Origin of the sequence: Nostoc sp. (genome assembly GCF_036919495.1) — a bacterium.
In the GTDB taxonomy this organism is placed as follows: Bacteria; Cyanobacteriota; Cyanobacteriia; order Cyanobacteriales; family Nostocaceae; genus Nostoc.
Genome location: NZ_JBALBZ010000111.1, coordinates 1 through 15,148, shown reverse-complemented (window position 1 = coordinate 15,148; position 15,148 = coordinate 1). Strand labels below are relative to the sequence as shown.

15 protein-coding genes are annotated in these 15,148 nt (G+C 41.6%); 8 read left to right on the top strand and 7 right to left on the bottom strand.

The annotated features are described in order from the left end of the window. The 4 genes from V7K25_RS15690 to V7K25_RS15675 form a co-directional block, all read left to right on the top strand. Positions 1-824, top strand: an 824-nt coding sequence (locus V7K25_RS15690) for a sensor histidine kinase (RefSeq protein WP_335159423.1), incomplete at its 5' end; no start/stop codon positions are given. Positions 825-853: 29 nt separating this feature from the next. Continuing rightward, positions 854-1,522: a phosphate signaling complex protein PhoU gene (gene phoU, locus V7K25_RS15685; RefSeq protein WP_335159421.1), complete on the top strand. Its 669-nt coding sequence runs from the start codon at positions 854-856 to the stop codon at positions 1,520-1,522. Between the two features lie 490 nt (positions 1,523-2,012). After that, entirely contained in the window at positions 2,013-2,642 is a 630-nt protein-coding gene (locus tag V7K25_RS15680) for a Crp/Fnr family transcriptional regulator (RefSeq protein WP_335159419.1), read from the top strand. Between the two features lie 127 nt (positions 2,643-2,769). Continuing rightward, a complete protein-coding gene (locus tag V7K25_RS15675) occupies positions 2,770-4,422 on the top strand; it encodes an iron uptake porin (RefSeq protein ID WP_335159417.1) in 1,653 nt (550 codons plus the stop codon). A gap of 82 nt (positions 4,423-4,504) precedes the next feature. Here V7K25_RS15675 and V7K25_RS15670 read toward each other — a convergent pair whose 3' ends face one another. Next, positions 4,505-4,765 carry a hypothetical protein gene (locus V7K25_RS15670; RefSeq protein WP_100901304.1) on the bottom strand — a complete coding sequence of 87 codons (261 nt, stop codon included), beginning with the start codon at positions 4,763-4,765 and terminating at the stop codon, positions 4,505-4,507. A 273-nt stretch (positions 4,766-5,038) separates the two neighbouring features. Here V7K25_RS15670 and V7K25_RS15665 point away from each other — a divergent pair, with 273 nt between their 5' ends. From V7K25_RS15665 to V7K25_RS15655, 3 genes are all read left to right on the top strand, one after another. Next, a complete protein-coding gene (locus V7K25_RS15665; protein ID WP_335159415.1) occupies positions 5,039-5,641 on the top strand; it encodes a DUF3318 domain-containing protein in 603 nt (200 codons plus the stop codon). Positions 5,642-5,752: 111 nt separating this feature from the next. Next, entirely contained in the window at positions 5,753-7,297 is a 1,545-nt protein-coding gene (locus V7K25_RS15660; RefSeq protein ID WP_335159413.1) for a hypothetical protein, read from the top strand. Positions 7,298-7,813: 516 nt separating this feature from the next. After that, positions 7,814-8,005 (top strand): hypothetical protein, encoded by a 192-nt coding sequence (locus V7K25_RS15655; RefSeq protein WP_335159411.1) that lies wholly within the window; start codon positions 7,814-7,816, stop codon positions 8,003-8,005. Positions 8,006-8,218: 213 nt separating this feature from the next. Here V7K25_RS15655 and V7K25_RS15650 read toward each other — a convergent pair whose 3' ends face one another. The 5 genes from V7K25_RS15650 to acpP form a co-directional block, all read right to left on the bottom strand. Then, on the bottom strand, positions 8,219-8,611 hold the full coding sequence (locus V7K25_RS15650; protein ID WP_335159409.1) for a hypothetical protein: 393 nt from the start codon (positions 8,609-8,611) through the stop codon (positions 8,219-8,221). Between the two features lie 731 nt (positions 8,612-9,342). Next, a complete protein-coding gene (tkt, locus tag V7K25_RS15645) occupies positions 9,343-11,370 on the bottom strand; it encodes a transketolase (protein WP_335159407.1) in 2,028 nt (675 codons plus the stop codon). A 346-nt stretch (positions 11,371-11,716) separates the two neighbouring features. After that, entirely contained in the window at positions 11,717-12,967 is a 1,251-nt protein-coding gene (fabF, locus tag V7K25_RS15640) for a beta-ketoacyl-ACP synthase II (RefSeq protein WP_335159405.1), read from the bottom strand. Next, the gene (locus V7K25_RS15635; protein WP_335159403.1) at positions 12,964-13,095 is read right to left on the bottom strand and encodes a hypothetical protein; all 132 of its coding nucleotides are present in this window, start codon (positions 13,093-13,095) and stop codon (positions 12,964-12,966) included. Before V7K25_RS15635 ends, fabF begins: the two co-directional genes overlap by 4 nt. Before the next feature lie 157 nt (positions 13,096-13,252). Next, positions 13,253-13,507: an acyl carrier protein gene (gene acpP / locus V7K25_RS15630; RefSeq protein WP_335159401.1), complete on the bottom strand. Its 255-nt coding sequence runs from the start codon at positions 13,505-13,507 to the stop codon at positions 13,253-13,255. Between the two features lie 421 nt (positions 13,508-13,928). On the opposite strand from acpP, the gene V7K25_RS15625 reads away from it, so the two are divergent. Beyond that, on the top strand, positions 13,929-14,834 hold the full coding sequence (locus V7K25_RS15625; RefSeq protein WP_335159399.1) for a CoB--CoM heterodisulfide reductase iron-sulfur subunit B family protein: 906 nt from the start codon (positions 13,929-13,931) through the stop codon (positions 14,832-14,834). Here the strand turns inward: V7K25_RS15625 and V7K25_RS15620 are convergent. Continuing rightward, positions 14,823-15,148, bottom strand: a 326-nt coding sequence (locus V7K25_RS15620; RefSeq protein WP_442948091.1) for a coiled-coil domain-containing protein, incomplete at its 5' end; no start/stop codon positions are given. The two genes, V7K25_RS15625 and V7K25_RS15620, sit on opposite strands and share 12 nt — an antisense overlap.

Genomic DNA, 15,148 nt, shown 5'->3' with positions numbered 1-15,148 from the left:
GCTTGCCTTTACCCAATGGACAAGTGGGAGTCTTTTTAGAAAATCGTCAACCCCTATTAGATATAAATCAAGTACGCGATCGCTCTTTTTCTGATTTAGCCCACGAACTCAGAACGCCACTAACTTCGATTCGCTTGGTTGCGGAAACTTTACAAATTCGCTTGGAACCACCTTTAAATCGCTGGGTTAACCGCCTAATGCAAGAAGTTGATCGGCTGATTAACTTAGTGCAAAGCTGGCTAGACCTCACCCAAATGGAAGCAAACCCAAACATCCAATTGCAAGCCAAAGCTGTAGAATTGCGATCGCTAATTGCATCCGTTTGGGAAACACTAGAACCCTTAGCAGTGCGCCAACATTTGTCTCTTTCTTATTCTGGCCCAGAAAATGTTTGGATTAAAGCAGATCAAGCCCGAATTTACCAAGTTTTTCTCAACTTGTTAGACAATAGCATTAAGTACAGTCTTCCTAGTACAAGTATTCACATTGAAGCGAAAATCTTATCAGCAAAGGATAATGATGCTGCTTCCCCAATTCTCGAAATAAATCTTATTGATTCTGGAGTCGGATTTTCTGAGGCAGATTTACCCCATGTTTTTGAGCGATTTTATCGAGGAGATAAAGCGCGAACCCATTCCTCACAAGATGGTAACTCCATAGGAGCGATCGTTGGCAATGGATTAGGATTAGCGATCGTTGAGCAAATTATTCACGCCCACGGTGGTTCAATCAAAGCTATGAACCATCCAGAAACTGGTGGTGCGTGGATGCAACTCCAATTTCGTGAAGTTATGGCAAACTCTTTAAGCCAAGACTATAGTTAATAGTAATCTTCACCTTTAAGATAACAAGTGTGAAAGCTGTCGATTACAATCCTAATCCTCAAAGACCCGAACTCGCACGCGCCATTAGGCGCTTAGAACGAGATGTATTACGCATGGGTGCTTTGGTAGAACAATCATTTCGCCTCAGTCACCAAGCGTTATTTGCTCGTAACTTAACAGCAGCTGAGGAACTTCCCCGATTAGATAAAAAGATCGATCGCTTTTATCGTCAAATCGAATCAGACTGTACGGCGATTATGACGCTACAAGCGCCTACTGCTCAAGATTTGCGCTGTTTAAGTGCCTTTATGCAGCTGGTGCGCGACTTAGAGCGCATTGGTGATTATGCTGAGGATTTAGCTGAGATTGCGATTAAAATTTTTCCTTACGCGCCTCATTCGTCAATGCCCGACATTGAAACTATGTCCCTTCACGCGCAATCGATGCTAGCAACTAGCTTGAAGGCTTTGGGAGATTTAGATGAAGCCGGTGGACGCCGTTTAAAGCGCTTAGATGATACTGTAGATGATGCCTACGATCGCGTTTATCAGACTTTAGCCCAACAACGCGATGTACCTGGTGTAGTCGAGCCAATTGTACTGCTAGCACTGGCAATTCGTTGTCTGGAACGAATGGCAGATCATGCCACTAATATCGGTCAAAGGGTAGCATATATTGTCACCGGTCAACGCTCTTAATTGACATTTCATCAGTCCACAAGCTTTAGCCACTACCTCTACAAACAAAGGCTGACAACTCAAGCGACTTAGTAAGCTAAAAAACATCTAATTTGCATAATCGAATTAAATATAACTTTTGTGGGGTGAGTCGAAAAGCCCGTCCAGCTTATGCAATTTAAATATTTCTATATTTTTGCCTACGTATCTCTGAATCTTAAGAAAATATTAAATACTTAAAAGTAAGTTAACTAAATATTTTACTAAAAGCTTACCTATTCTTAAACTTGCACAATTAAAGTAACGGATAAACAACTGAAAAATTTCGGTCTATCTTACTTGTAAATACCTGAATCTATAAGTTGTTTCCAGAAAAAATTTTGAGCTAGCCTCTAGCTCTAATTGAGAAGAATACGCTGCCAATTATATAGGTAAAATTTGATACAAATTATTAGAGTTTCTTAATGATTGTAAATAGCGAGATTCCCTGATAATTATGTAGTTACGGTTAATGATATATTCCACAACTCCTAATTCAAACTCTTCTGTATTGTTAAATAGCTCTGCTTTGTGCGGACAATTACCCCAGCAGATATTTAGCCGTAGGGAAGTAATTCCACTTCAAAATGATGTACTTTGGCGCATTGAACACGGTGCAGTTCGTACCTTAACGTGGAGTGAAGATGGAACATTCATCACTCTCGGTTATTGGGGACTAGGGGATCTGATTGGCTATCCTTTGTCTAGGGTCAAGCCCTATCAGATTGAATGTCTCACAGGCGTAGAAATAAGCATTGTGCCACCTCATTTGTGGCATCAAGATATTAATGCTTTGTTGTCTCATATTCAACAGGTAGAAAATCTACTAAGCATTGTGCATCGAAAACCAATTTCGCTACGCTTATGGCAGTTTTTAGTATGGTTAAGTGAAAAATTTGGACGTGATGTAGATAAAGGTAAGTTAATTGATCTAAATATTACCCATCAAGATATTGCTGAAGTGTTAAATACCACGCGAGTAACTGTTACCCGACTCCTACAACAGTTGGAGGAAGAAGGAACGGTTTTACGTCACAAACGCCGCATTATTTTGCGGTTACAAAATAAATTAATTCAAAATTATAGTTCAGGACTATATTAAAGTACTTGTATTTCTCGGAGTATAAAGGTATTATCATGAGTGTGATTGTGTGTGAAATTCCTGAAAATAAAGTGTTTTAAGCATTTTATCAGGAGTGGATTATGTAGGTGTGAGTGAGAGTAATAACATGACAAAAGCATTCTGGAATCTTTGTAAGGTTAGTCCAATTGTTTTAGCTGCTGCATTTTTCGCTGCTAACAGCGCTGTAGCTGCTGAAGTCAACGAACAGGTAACAAATGTTGCCCAGTTATCTGAAGCTCAAGATTCTAATAATATTGGTCAGGTAACATCAGTTTCGCAATTTTCGGATGTGCAACCCACAGATTGGGCATTCCAAGCTTTACAATCTCTAGTTGAACGCTACGGCTGTATTGCAGGTTATCCCAACAGTACCTATCGTGGTAACCGTGCTTTAACTCGTTATGAATTTGCAGCAGGTTTGAATTCCTGTTTAGACCGGGTTAACGAACTGATTGCTACAGCTACTGCTGATTTGGTTACTAAACAAGACCTGGCTACTTTACAGCGATTACAAGAAGAATTTTCTGCTGAACTCGCAACTCTGCGCGGTCGCGTAGATGGATTAGAAGCCCGCACTGCTGAGTTGGAAGCTAATCAGTTCTCCACTACTACTAAGTTGGTTGGAGAAGCGATTTTTAATGTGTCTGATGTTTTTGGTGACAATAGAGCCGTTGCTTCTAGGACTGCTCCTGCAGGTCCCAAATTAGATTCCAACACAACTTTTGGTGACAGAGTTCGTTTGAACTTGTATAGCAGTTTCACTGGTAAAGACCAGTTGCAAATTCGGTTAACTGCGGGAAATATCGTCTCTAATGCTGGTGTGAGTGGTACTAACATGACCCGCTTGGGCTATGATGTCGGTAATGCGGACAACAGCGTTAGCATAGATAAAATCAACTATGCTTTCAACTTCAGTGATGCAGTGCGTGTCAAAATTGACGCTAGCGGTGGTGAGTTATGGGAAAACGTCAACACCTTCAACTCTGACTTTTCAAGCTCTGGTAGAGGTGCGCTCTCTCGCTATGGACGTTTTAGCCCCATATATCGCCAAGGTCAAGGTGGTTCTGGTATAACTGTTACCTTCAATCCTAAAGGCGCTATCAGCTTGAGCGGTGCTTATCTAGCTAACACTGCTAACAACCCTACAGATAATAATGGATTGATTGATGGTGGTAATGCTATTTTTGGTCAGTTATCTTTCCAACCCACCAAAGCCTTTAATGTTGGTCTAACCTACGCCCGCACTTATCAAACTAATAATTTTAACACCAACAACAACAACAACCTTTTCCAAAGTACAGGTAGTGCTTTTGCTAACAGACCTTTTGGCAATGACACTGCTACTGAATCCAATAACTATGGTGTAGAAGCTACTTTCCAACTAGGCTCTAAGTTGGCTCTAAGTGGTTGGGGGGGTTATACAACTGCCGATGCTAAGAGTGGTGTCAATGCCGGTGCAGATGCAGATATTTGGTACTGGGCTGGAGCGCTTGCTTTGAAAGACTTTGGTAGAGAAGGCAACGTCCTAGGTGTGATCTTTGGTCAACCACCTAAAGTTACTGGTGGCAGCGCAAGAGGTCTCGCCGCCAATACTAACTCTGACAGAGATACATCTTATCACTTAGAGGGTCTTTACAAGTTCAAGGTTTCCGATAATATTCAAGTCACTCCTGGTTTGTTGGTAATCTTCAATCCAGAAAACAACAACAATAACGACACTGAATATGTAGGTACTCTACGTACTACCTTCACCTTCTAAAATTTGCGATCGCAAATAAAACTCAGAATTAAATAAACAAAAGCCCGCCTTAAGGTGGGCTTTTGTTCAGGAAGAAAATTAACTATGTAGGATTATAATCTGGCTGATTGGATATATCTTTTGGGGGGCGATCGCTACTCCAAGCCCACCACACAGAGCCACAGTGACAGTAGTAAAACTCTTGCCATTTGCGACGACGGTCTTCTGTAAGTACAGGCGATCGCCGATTTAGCCAAACTTTTTCAGCTTCTCGGCTACTTGAGTGGCAATTAGGACAGCAAAAATCATAGGCATGTATTGCCTTATTTGTCCATTCAGGCGGAAGGGTAGCAAAAGCGTCCATGTTGTTACAAGTGTAGTAGCAATGGTTATCCAAAACTTTGAGGTTTTGAATTTAGCGGCAAACGGATATGATAAAATCCCGCAACACTATCAAACTGCTTAATCAATATTCTTATGATTTGATCTGAATCTATTCACTTTCTAGCCATTTACAGAGGTTTTCACTAATAGAACAACCATTTAGAAAGACTGCGAGAGCATCTCACAAATCAAAGGTTAACATGAATGACAACTAAAATAGTTACCATGCACATTATGGCTAATAATTAAATTTATGGAGCCAAATGTTGAAATTCGCCGTTTGTTAGATGTGATGCCTGCCTCTGGTCGGATGACGACAAAAATCGTTAGTAAGCCAGAACAGGCAAAAGTGATTGACGCCTCCTTTCCCCAACCCTGGAATCAGGCGCGACCGATATATATTAATTTCGATTTGTGGCGTCGTCTGACCAAGCCGCAACGAGATTTGTTGCTGTTGCAGATGGTTAGCTGGTTGACGGGGGTAAAGTGGTTTAAACCCGACATTTATCAAGGCGTAGTATTGGCGGGACTGTTAGGCGGATTATTAGAAGCAGCACAATCGGATGTGGTGGGTGTAGCCGTAGCTGGGGGATTAAGTGCGATCGCCACTTTTCGGATCTGGCGCACTAATAAGTCTCAAGAGTCAGATTTAAATGCCGATGCAGCAGCAATTCGCATAGCACAACGGCGTGGTTATTCAGAAGCTGAGGCAGCGCAGCATCTGTTATCTGCAATTGAAGCGGTAGCCAAAATTGAAGGGCGTTCTGGTTTAAATTTTACCGAGTTGATTCGTTGCCAAAACTTACGAGCGATCGCGGGTTTATCACCAGTAGGTATACCAGAAAGTTATAAGTAGAAATCAGGAAAAATACATTCGTCTAAATAGTTAAAGAATCAAGATAATATTTTGATGAATAAGTTGTCTCTCAGATTGTGATAGCATTTTTAGAAAGATTTTTAACTAAAAATGCTAAACAAGAAACTCATCACATATACTTCGAGATTACCTTTTCATTCTCCTTGGTTTATTATCATTATTTTTTCTGTTCTTGGCTTAATAGGTATTCTCAACCATTCTATGTGGCGAGATGAACTAAATCCCTGGCTCATTGTCAGAGATAGTGAATCTTTAGGAGATTTAATTGCAAATATTCGTTATGAAGGTCATCCTCTTCTATGGTATTTTTCTCTAGGACTTTTGAGAAAAATAGTCGATAACCCTATTATTATGCAAATTTTTCATTTGGCAATTACTGTTGTTTCGGTTACTCTTTTTTGCCTATATAGTCCTTTTAATTATCAACAAAAATTTCTTTTTTCTTTTGGTTTCTTTCCTTTTTATGAATATCTTTTAATTTCTCGAAACTATGCCTTTAGTATGTTATTTGTTTTTGCATTCTGTACAGTTTTTGCATCCAGAAAAAGAACTTATACTTATTTGGCAATTTTATTGGGTTTATTAGCAAATAGTAGTGCTTATGGTTTATTGGTATCATTCTCTTTATCATTGACTTTGCTAGCTGAATTTTGTTTTGATAGTGAACATCGCCAGCACTATTTTAGTCAAAGCCAAAAATACGATTTATTTTTAAGTATTGTAATTATTATATTTTCTTTTATTTTATGCATTTATATTATTACTCCTCCAACAGATAGTTATCTTCATGGTGGTTTAAATAATGGTTGGTTAACAAAATTAGATATCCGTCATTTATTGAGAAGCGTAAATAGAATATTTGGTGCTTATTTATTAATTATTCCTCAACATAAGAAATGGCTAGATTTAATTATTTGTGCGATTATTGCTTTATTAATGGTAATTTTAACCTTAATTAAATTATCTAAAAAGCCAGTAGCATTGCTTTTCTACATTATAGGTAGTTCTGTAATATTTGCCTTTACATACTTCAGATTTATAGGTATGCCTCGGCATTTTGGACATTTCTATTTAGTTTTGATAGTGGCTTTATGGCTGGGAAGTTATTATCAAGAGTCTCTAGTTCTACTCAATAAATTTTATGTTCGTCCAAATTCAATTATATTTATTCACAAATGGCATCATATCGCTTTAATGCTAATTCTTTATGTCCAGTTTTTGGGAGGTATTTATAGTTTTTCAAGAGATTTAGTTATACCATTTTCTGCCGGTCGAGAAACAGTTCAATATATTCAAAAAGCTGGATTAGCTAATGAGGTTATTGTTGCCAGTCGAGATGCAAATATGGCTCCTTTATCGGGTTATCTAAATCGAAAGCTTTACTATCCTGAGATAAAAAAAATGGGAAGCTTTACCCTATTTAAAAGTGGTCGTCAAGATGTCGAAGAAACTGAGATATTAAGCCAAATTAATTCCCTACTCAAAAATCAAGATGAGCAAAAGAAAATTTTGCTCATCTTAAATCGTAAACTGAATGTCAACCGCAATGATTTGAAAATTGTTCCAATTAAAGATTTTCAGAGAGGCTGGGTGGATACTGAACGATATTATCTTTATTGGGTAGATGAGGCATAAGGATAATCCGCCGAATTTTGCTAGGCAGATTTGAGTCAATTATCGAGGTAAAGAGAAGTACAAAATTTTATTCAGAAATATGGGATAGACTTTTTTGTACTGAAGCAATCAGCATTGACACCGGAACATATTGCTATGAATCTTTGTCCCGTCGCAATCGATAGCAAAAAAATTTCATTAAAGCTACAGTAACAAACTAATCCTAATCTCTTAGACGTTTTAAAATGCTGTTCTGTCTTAGAAACTAAAGACTTAACTGTTATCCAAGCAACATTTATTGCCCAAATACCCTAGAAGTAACGCTTTTACGTCCTTTGAGTTAGCTGGGCACCAGTAATAACTAGCTGCAATGCGTGAGGCTAATCTACACTGGAATAAGAGAATGTCTGTTTAACTAACTTAGATGTTCCATGCTAAGGAGTTTAGTCATACTTTCTCAATGTTGCTGATGTAGTGGTTACCTCGTGTGGTAAAACTTAACTTAAATTCTGTCAGTTACTAGCGGAGTTGATAGGAATGGGTACTTTAATTGTTATTGGCTTGATAATGGTTTACGGAGGCGGCGCTTGGAAGTTTTGGAATGGGTTTAGGCGGACTAATTTTAATCCAACTTTGACCAATCGCATTGGTTTGTCTTTGCTATGGCCAGCTTTGTTTATAACAAATCAATCCTATCGTCGAAACTTTAGAAAGGCGTTGAAGGGCTAGAGTTTACTATTAAGTTTAAAGTCATCTGAACCTAATGGTGGCATATATCCGAATATAAATCTAACCCAACAACCCCCTTTCCTGACTAGAGAAAGGGGGTTCTCTTTGCTCATCCAAGAAGGAGAGGAATTATGGGAGGCATAAGTTCGTAGTATTTACAAAGCAATCCTTTAGCGATTGGGAAGTATTTTAGCTGATGAATTTACGAATTATTTATTTAGTTAGCAGATGGATTGCTCCACCTACAGCTGCACCATCAAGAGCATTCCCAAGCGTATCTCTGCCATCGCCAGTAATTACGCCAGTTACTGCGCTAGTGCCTGCACCGACTCCGATATCTTGAGCAGCGTTGCGGTGACGACGATGGTTTCTCAGACCATTTGCACCATTGACAGCTGCACCAGTGACACCACCTCTAACAGCATTCTTTATTACATTATGCTTTCCTCTAACTGCTCCGGTGACTACATTGGTAACAGCACCAATACCTGCATCTCTTAATACTTGGTCATCAGCAGCAGCCGGCTTTGCGGGAACTAAGGTGACACCAGCTAAACTTGCAGCCATCAGGCTGGGTAGAAGTGTGCGCTTTAGGATATTATTCATTGTGTTACCTTCTCAAAACATCAAACAATTGGATAAAAGTAAAGTTACTGGAGTCAGAGAAAATCATATTTTTGCAATTGGACAACAGCAACTATCTATTGTTTGAGGACATATACATAATCGCATTTATAAAGTCATAACTGCATCACCTGAAAGCATGAATATAGATTAAGCCTTGAGAAGGCCTTGCTGATTTCTTAGGTGATACTAGAGATTAGACATTGATAAAATCAGCTAAAGGTGCAGTGTAGATTTTTAGGTATGAAAGTTTCATTTTTTCAGTCCTAGCAAGCGATTTATCATCAGAAATCGCGTACTGTTTACTCTATCTATCTAAGGATAGTTGACAAAATAACTAAACTAACTGATTGGGGTTAATATTTAATTCTCTTAGTTTAGCAGCCAAGGGTTGCGATCGCTCCCAAAATACAATGGACAGTTAGCAATGCAGTTAATTGAAATAGAACAAATTGAAGCGGCTTTACTAGAAAATGCACCTACTGTTGCCAAACTGCTCAACAAAAAAATTAATACCTTTAAATAAATTTTCTACAATTGGCGATATCCGATTGATAAGTTCCTGATGATAGCTAAAAACTTCTTGCATAATTTCCTACCAATATTTAATTAATTACCTCAATTATAAACAATCTCACTCAGCGCCCCTGTGCGTAAAAAAAAGGCGGGCTTTTCAGCCCACCTCACAAAATTTTGAGAATATTCTGTTGCTATTAACCCAACAATTGTTTAGCCTTAGCTAATACATTATCAACGCTAAAACCAAACTTCTCTAAACAAACACCACCTGGAGCTGAAGCACCAAAGCGATCGATACTAACAGTATCGCCTTCAGTACCCACGTATTTGTGCCAACCGAAACTAGCGGCAGCTTCTACAGACAAACGCTTGGTGACAGCTTTTGGCAAAATGGATTCTTTATAAGCCGCATCCTGTGCTTCAAACAGTTCCCATGAAGGTAGCGAGACGACACGAACTTTCTTACCTTCAGCCTTAAGTTTTTCGGCTGCGCCGACGGCGAGGCTCAATTCTGAACCAGTACCAATCAGGATGATATCAGGTGTACCTTCGCTATCAACAACAGTGTATCCACCCTTCGCCACACCCTCAATTGATGTACCTGCCAAGTTGGGAACGTTTTGACGGGTGAACGCCAACAGAGACGGAGCGTTTTGCTTCGACTTTTCGATCGCTATTTTATAAGCGCCAGAGGTTTCGTTACCGTCTGCGGGACGAAACACTAATAAATTAGGAATAGCTCGCAAGGAAGCTAGAGTTTCAATGGGTTGGTGTGTTGGCCCATCTTCACCTTGTCCAATGGAATCGTGAGTCATCACCCAAATCGAACCAGCTTGGGAAAGGGCGGATAAGCGGATGGCAGCACGCATATAGTCTGTGAAGATCAAGAAGGTAGCACCGTAGGGGATTAATCCTGAAGTGTGCAGCGCTATACCATTACAGATTGCGCCCATCGCATGTTCCCGCACACCAAAGTGGATGTTGGGGTTTTCGTAGTGCCCTTTTTGGAAGTCGCTTTTACCCTTGATTTCGGTCAGGTTAGAGTGGGTCAAGTCAGCCGAACCACCAATCAATTCAGGTAAAACCGCCGCTAGTTTGTTGAGACAGGTTTCTGAGTGTTTGCGGGTAGGCAGTCCTTTGTCTTCGGGGGTGTAAGTGGGTAGTACCTTATCCCAACCGTCGGGTAGCTTGCCGCTTAGGTAACGTTCAAATTCAGCCGCTTCTTGGCCATACTTAGCTTTGTAGTCGGCAAATGTTTTGTTCCATTCGGCTTCGTAGCTTGCGCCGCGTTCTACTGCTTTGCGTGTGTGGTTGAGGGCTTCTTGTGGAACATCAAAAGGCTCGTATTCCCAACCCAAATTTTTCCGAGTCAATGCTATTTCGTCTCCACCAAGGGCGGCACCGTGAACACCAGCAGTGTTTGCTTTATTGGGGGAACCGTAACCAATAATGGTTGTTACCTTAATGAAAGAAGGCTTATCGGTGACAGCCTTAGCCGCTTCAATTGCTTTAGCGATCGCTTCTAAATCCGTGTTACCATCTTTGACGTGTTGGACGTGCCAACCGTAAGCTTCAAACCGCTTAGAAACATCTTCGGTGAATGCCACATCTGTGGAACCGTCGATGGAAATATGGTTGTCGTCATACAGAGCAATGAGTTTGCCTAATCCCAAGTGTCCTGCAAAAGAACAAGCTTCACCGGAAATTCCTTCCATGTTGCAACCGTCACCTACAATTACGTAGGTGTAATGGTCAACAATCTTGGTATCGGGTTTGTTAAATTTAGCGGCAAGGTGCGCTTCGGCGATCGCTAAACCAACTCCATTGGCAATTCCTTGACCCAAGGGGCCAGTTGTGACTTCCACGCCTGGGGTCATGAAGTTTTCGGGGTGCCCTGGGGTTTTGGATTCCCATTGACGGAATTGTTTGATATCTTCAATGGTGACGCTATCGTAGCCTGTCAGGTACAGTAGGGCGTACTGCAACATTGAGCCATGACCGGCAGACAAGACAAAGCGATCGCGGTTAAACCATTTGGGATTCTTGGGATTAAACTTCAAAAAGCGATCCCAGAGGACAAAAGCCATCGGAGCCGCGCCCATTGGTAGTCCTGGGTGTCCCGATTTTGCCTTTTCTACGGCATCGATAGCCAAGAAGCGGATCGAGTTAATAGCCAGTTCTTCGACGGACAATTCTTTGGCGGATTGGGTTGCAACAGTCATAATCTCTTGTTTTTAACGACGGGTTAGCACTCTTCGTAGCTTCTCTTGTTGGGGTTATTTTAGATTCCCCATAGTATCCTCATCATCCCACTCCCGCTTGTCGATGGACAAGCGGGATCTCCTGAGTTTCTGGTGATAAATCAAGCTGATAATTGGGTCATGCTGAACGCTTAAGTCATATCGGAATGATATCTATGATACTTTGGGCATTGGGCATTGGGCATTGGGCATTGGGCATGGTGCATGGTGCAGAGGGAAGGGTGCAGAGGAGAGGAATTTTCCCCCTGCCCCCTGCTCCCTGCTCCCCTGCCTCCCCGCTCCCCTGCCTCCTGTCTCCTACCTTCTTTTAGACGTATTTCTTAAAAGCCAGTGTGACATTATGACCGCCAAACCCAAAAGAATTGGATATTGCCACCTCAACTTTTTGAGCGCGGCTATAGTTAGGCACGTAATCTAAGTCACATTCTGGATCGGGGTTTTCCAGATTGATTGTCGGTGGAATTTGGTCATTAGCGATCGCCAGCACTGTTGCGACTGCTTCAATACCTCCAGAACCGCCCAATAAATGACCTGTCATTGATTTGGTGGAGCTAATTGCCACCTTATAGGCATGTTCTCCCAAGGCTTTTTTGATGGCTGAGGTTTCAGTTGAATCATTAGCTGGGGTACTAGTGCCGTGAGCATTAATATAGCTAATCTGTTCGGGGGTTATGTTGGCATCTTTGAGCGCTAGTTCTATTGCTCTAGCTGCTCCCAGTCCACCAGGGACGGGGGAAGTGATATGGTAAGCGTCACAGGTCATACCATAGCCGATCATTTCGGCGTAAATGTGAGCGCCGCGACTGAGGGCGTGTTGCAGTTCTTCTAGAATTAAAATTCCTGAACCTTCACCCAAGACAAATCCATCGCGATCGCGGTCAAAGGGACGGCAAGCTTTATGCGGATCGTCATTGCGAAAAGAGAGGGCTTTGCAAGCGGCAAACCCGGCCATCGATAATGGTGTCACAGCAGACTCTGTTCCGCCGCAAATCATCGCCTGGGCATATCCCCCTTGAATTAAGCGAAAAGCATCGCCTACAGCGTTAGAGCCAGCAGCGCAAGCAGTTACAGGGCAGGAATTTGGCCCTTTAGCACCCGTATGAATTGCCGTTAATCCTGCTGCCATATTGGCGATCATCATCGGTATCATGAATGGACTACAGCGATCTGGCCCACGGTTGAGGTAGATAGTTTGCTGGTCTTCTAATACCTTAATGCCACCAACGCCAGAACCGATCATGACACCTACCTGTTCTGCATTCAGTTCATTAATAACTAACTGCGCGTTAGCTAGAGCCTGTTTTGCTGCCGAAACCCCAAATTGGGCAAATCGATCCATGCGCTTGGCCTCTTTGCGCTCCAAGTAATCATGTGGATCGAAGTTTTTTACTTCACCAGCAATGCGGCAATCATGGCGAGACGCATCAAAAAATGTGATGCGGTCAATGCCATTACGTCCACTCAATAATCCATCCCAAAATTCTGTTGCTGTGTTACCGATAGGTGTAATCGCGCCAACACCAGTTACAACAACGCGTTTACGTGTATAATCTGTCATGATTCAGTTAAAGGTGGCGAAAAAGCAGCAGGCATTAAATAGTACTGAGTTTCGTTAGCGTTAGCGGGGCGTTTAGCCCGTCCTGAGTTCTGAGTTTTGGAAGCGCCCAAAAATGGAGAAAACTCCAAACTTTTGCCTCCGAAAACTCTAACTCCTAAACCCTGTACAGACAAGGGTTAATCGCGTCTCTCAGCACTCAGTGAAAAGTCAAAGCAGTGGTTTTTGCCTAAGATGCCCAGAGGGGGCGAGACAAAACCATCTAAACCTCAAAGACTCAAAACTTTTTTAAGCTGATGCGGTAACTTTGTTATTGATGTAATCTACTGCGTCTTGAACCGATATAATCTGTTCGGCAGCTTCATCGGGAATTTCGATATCAAATTCTTCTTCCAAAGCCATCACCAGTTCAACGGTATCTAAGGAATCTGCTCCTAAATCTTCCATAAATTTGGACTGGAGAGTGATTTTGGTCTTATCTTCAACACTCAGTTGTTCGGCGACGATATCCTTAACCTTATCAAAAAGTTCCGTTTGGCTCATAAATAATAAAAGTCCTTAACCAGTTGCTAGGTTCTGCTCTTTACGGGAAACATTGTTTTGAGCATATACATCTTATCGTCAAGCGCGATCGCCCGTATACTACTAAGGGTTTTTCTGTTAGAAAATCCTTCCCTTTCCTCAAAAGAATCGGGTAATTTTTCTTAGAATTGGGTATAGGAGCGGACTATGGCATTGCCAAGAGAATGTAAATGTTTCGGTTGTCTAATTATTACTAACTTTTTTTACAATGTCTCGCTCAGTATTTACAGCCTTGCTAGCAATCAAAATATATAGACGCTGCGGCTTTGAACCTAGACGGTTAAAGAGACGGGGAACGTCAAACATCAGAGCTTAAATGCTAACAAGGAATAATAAAACAGTTATTGTTTTAGAGCGATCGCTCTAACCCAAACATACCTCTATGCTATCTCAGACACTTAAATATGCTTACTTCCCCGGTTGTGTTGCTCAAGGGGCCTGTCGGGAACTTTACCAGTCAACTCAAGCGCTTACCCAAGCACTGGGCATTGAACTGGTTGAACTTAAAAAAGCTGCTTGCTGCGGTTCTGGCACATTTAAAGAAGACTCTAAACTGCTAGAAGATACAGTCAACGCCAGAAATATTGCCCTAGCTGAAGAATTAAATTTGCCTTTACTTACCCATTGCAGCACTTGTCAAGGTGTTATTGGTCATGTGAATGAACACCTGAAAGAATGCCAAATAACTGATCCTGCGTACATTCAACAGGTTAATGGCTTGCTGAATAAAGAAGGCTGTTCACCTTATCGCGGCACTACCGACGTTAAACATCTTCTCTACGCTTTGGTAACAGATTACGGTTTAGAGGAAATTACTAAACGTGTTACCCGGAAGTTAAGTGGATTAAAATGTGCGGCTTTTTATGGCTGTTATCTCCTCCGCGCCCAAAAATCTATGCCCTATGATGACCCGTTCCAACCAGAAGCGATGGAAAATATGTTTCGGGCGGTGGGTGCAACACCAATTTATTACCGAGGCCGGACACAATGTTGTGGTTGGCCTCTTGCTAGTTATGCCACTACCCAATCTTTCAAGATGGCGGGGATGCATATTCAGGACGCTTTGACATCTGGCGCTGACTGTATAGTTACACCTTGTCCACTCTGCCACTTAAATTTAGATTCGCGTCAGCCAGAGGTGGAAAAGGTGATTGAGCAAAAGTTAGGTTTACCAGTGTTGCATTTACCCCAGTTGATTGCTTTGGCACTTGGGGTTAGTCCCAAAGAACTGGGTTTAGAACGCCACGTTGTTTCCACAAAGCCAGTGTTGGAAAAATTAGGATTTTAGTTTCTCAACTGGACATTTCGAGTTCAAAAGCTCAACTTCCGAGTTCAAAGGCTCAACTTCCGAGTTCAGAGGCTCAACTTCCGAGTTCAAAGACTCAACTTCCGAGTTCAAAGGCTCAACTTCCGAGTTCAGAGGCTCAACTTCCGAGTTCAGAGGCTCAACTTCCGAGTTCAAAGACTCAACTTCCGAGTTTAGAGGCTCAACTTCCGAATTCAAAGACTCAACTTCCGAGTTCAGAGGCTCAACTTCCGAGTTCAGAGGCTCAACTTCCGAGTTCAAAGACTCAACTTCCGAGTTTAGAGGCTCAACTTCCG

Bases quoted from the DNA above. Each gene is read 5' to 3' on its own strand.
- V7K25_RS15680 (WP_335159419.1), top strand. From the start codon at position 2,013: ATGATATATTCCACAACTCCTAATTCAAACTCTTCTGTATTGTTAAAT.
- V7K25_RS15675 (WP_335159417.1), top strand. From the start codon at position 2,770: ATGACAAAAGCATTCTGGAATCTTTGTAAGGTTAGTCCAATTGTTTTA.
- V7K25_RS15670 (WP_100901304.1), bottom strand. From the start codon at position 4,765: ATGGACGCTTTTGCTACCCTTCCGCCTGAATGGACAAATAAGGCAATA.
- V7K25_RS15665 (WP_335159415.1), top strand. From the start codon at position 5,039: ATGGAGCCAAATGTTGAAATTCGCCGTTTGTTAGATGTGATGCCTGCC.
- V7K25_RS15660 (WP_335159413.1), top strand. From the start codon at position 5,753: ATGCTAAACAAGAAACTCATCACATATACTTCGAGATTACCTTTTCAT.
- V7K25_RS15655 (WP_335159411.1), top strand. From the start codon at position 7,814: ATGGGTACTTTAATTGTTATTGGCTTGATAATGGTTTACGGAGGCGGC.
- V7K25_RS15650 (WP_335159409.1), bottom strand. From the start codon at position 8,611: ATGAATAATATCCTAAAGCGCACACTTCTACCCAGCCTGATGGCTGCA.
- tkt (WP_335159407.1), bottom strand. From the start codon at position 11,370: ATGACTGTTGCAACCCAATCCGCCAAAGAATTGTCCGTCGAAGAACTG.
- fabF (WP_335159405.1), bottom strand. From the start codon at position 12,967: ATGACAGATTATACACGTAAACGCGTTGTTGTAACTGGTGTTGGCGCG.
- acpP (WP_335159401.1), bottom strand. From the start codon at position 13,507: ATGAGCCAAACGGAACTTTTTGATAAGGTTAAGGATATCGTCGCCGAA.
- V7K25_RS15625 (WP_335159399.1), top strand. From the start codon at position 13,929: ATGCTATCTCAGACACTTAAATATGCTTACTTCCCCGGTTGTGTTGCT.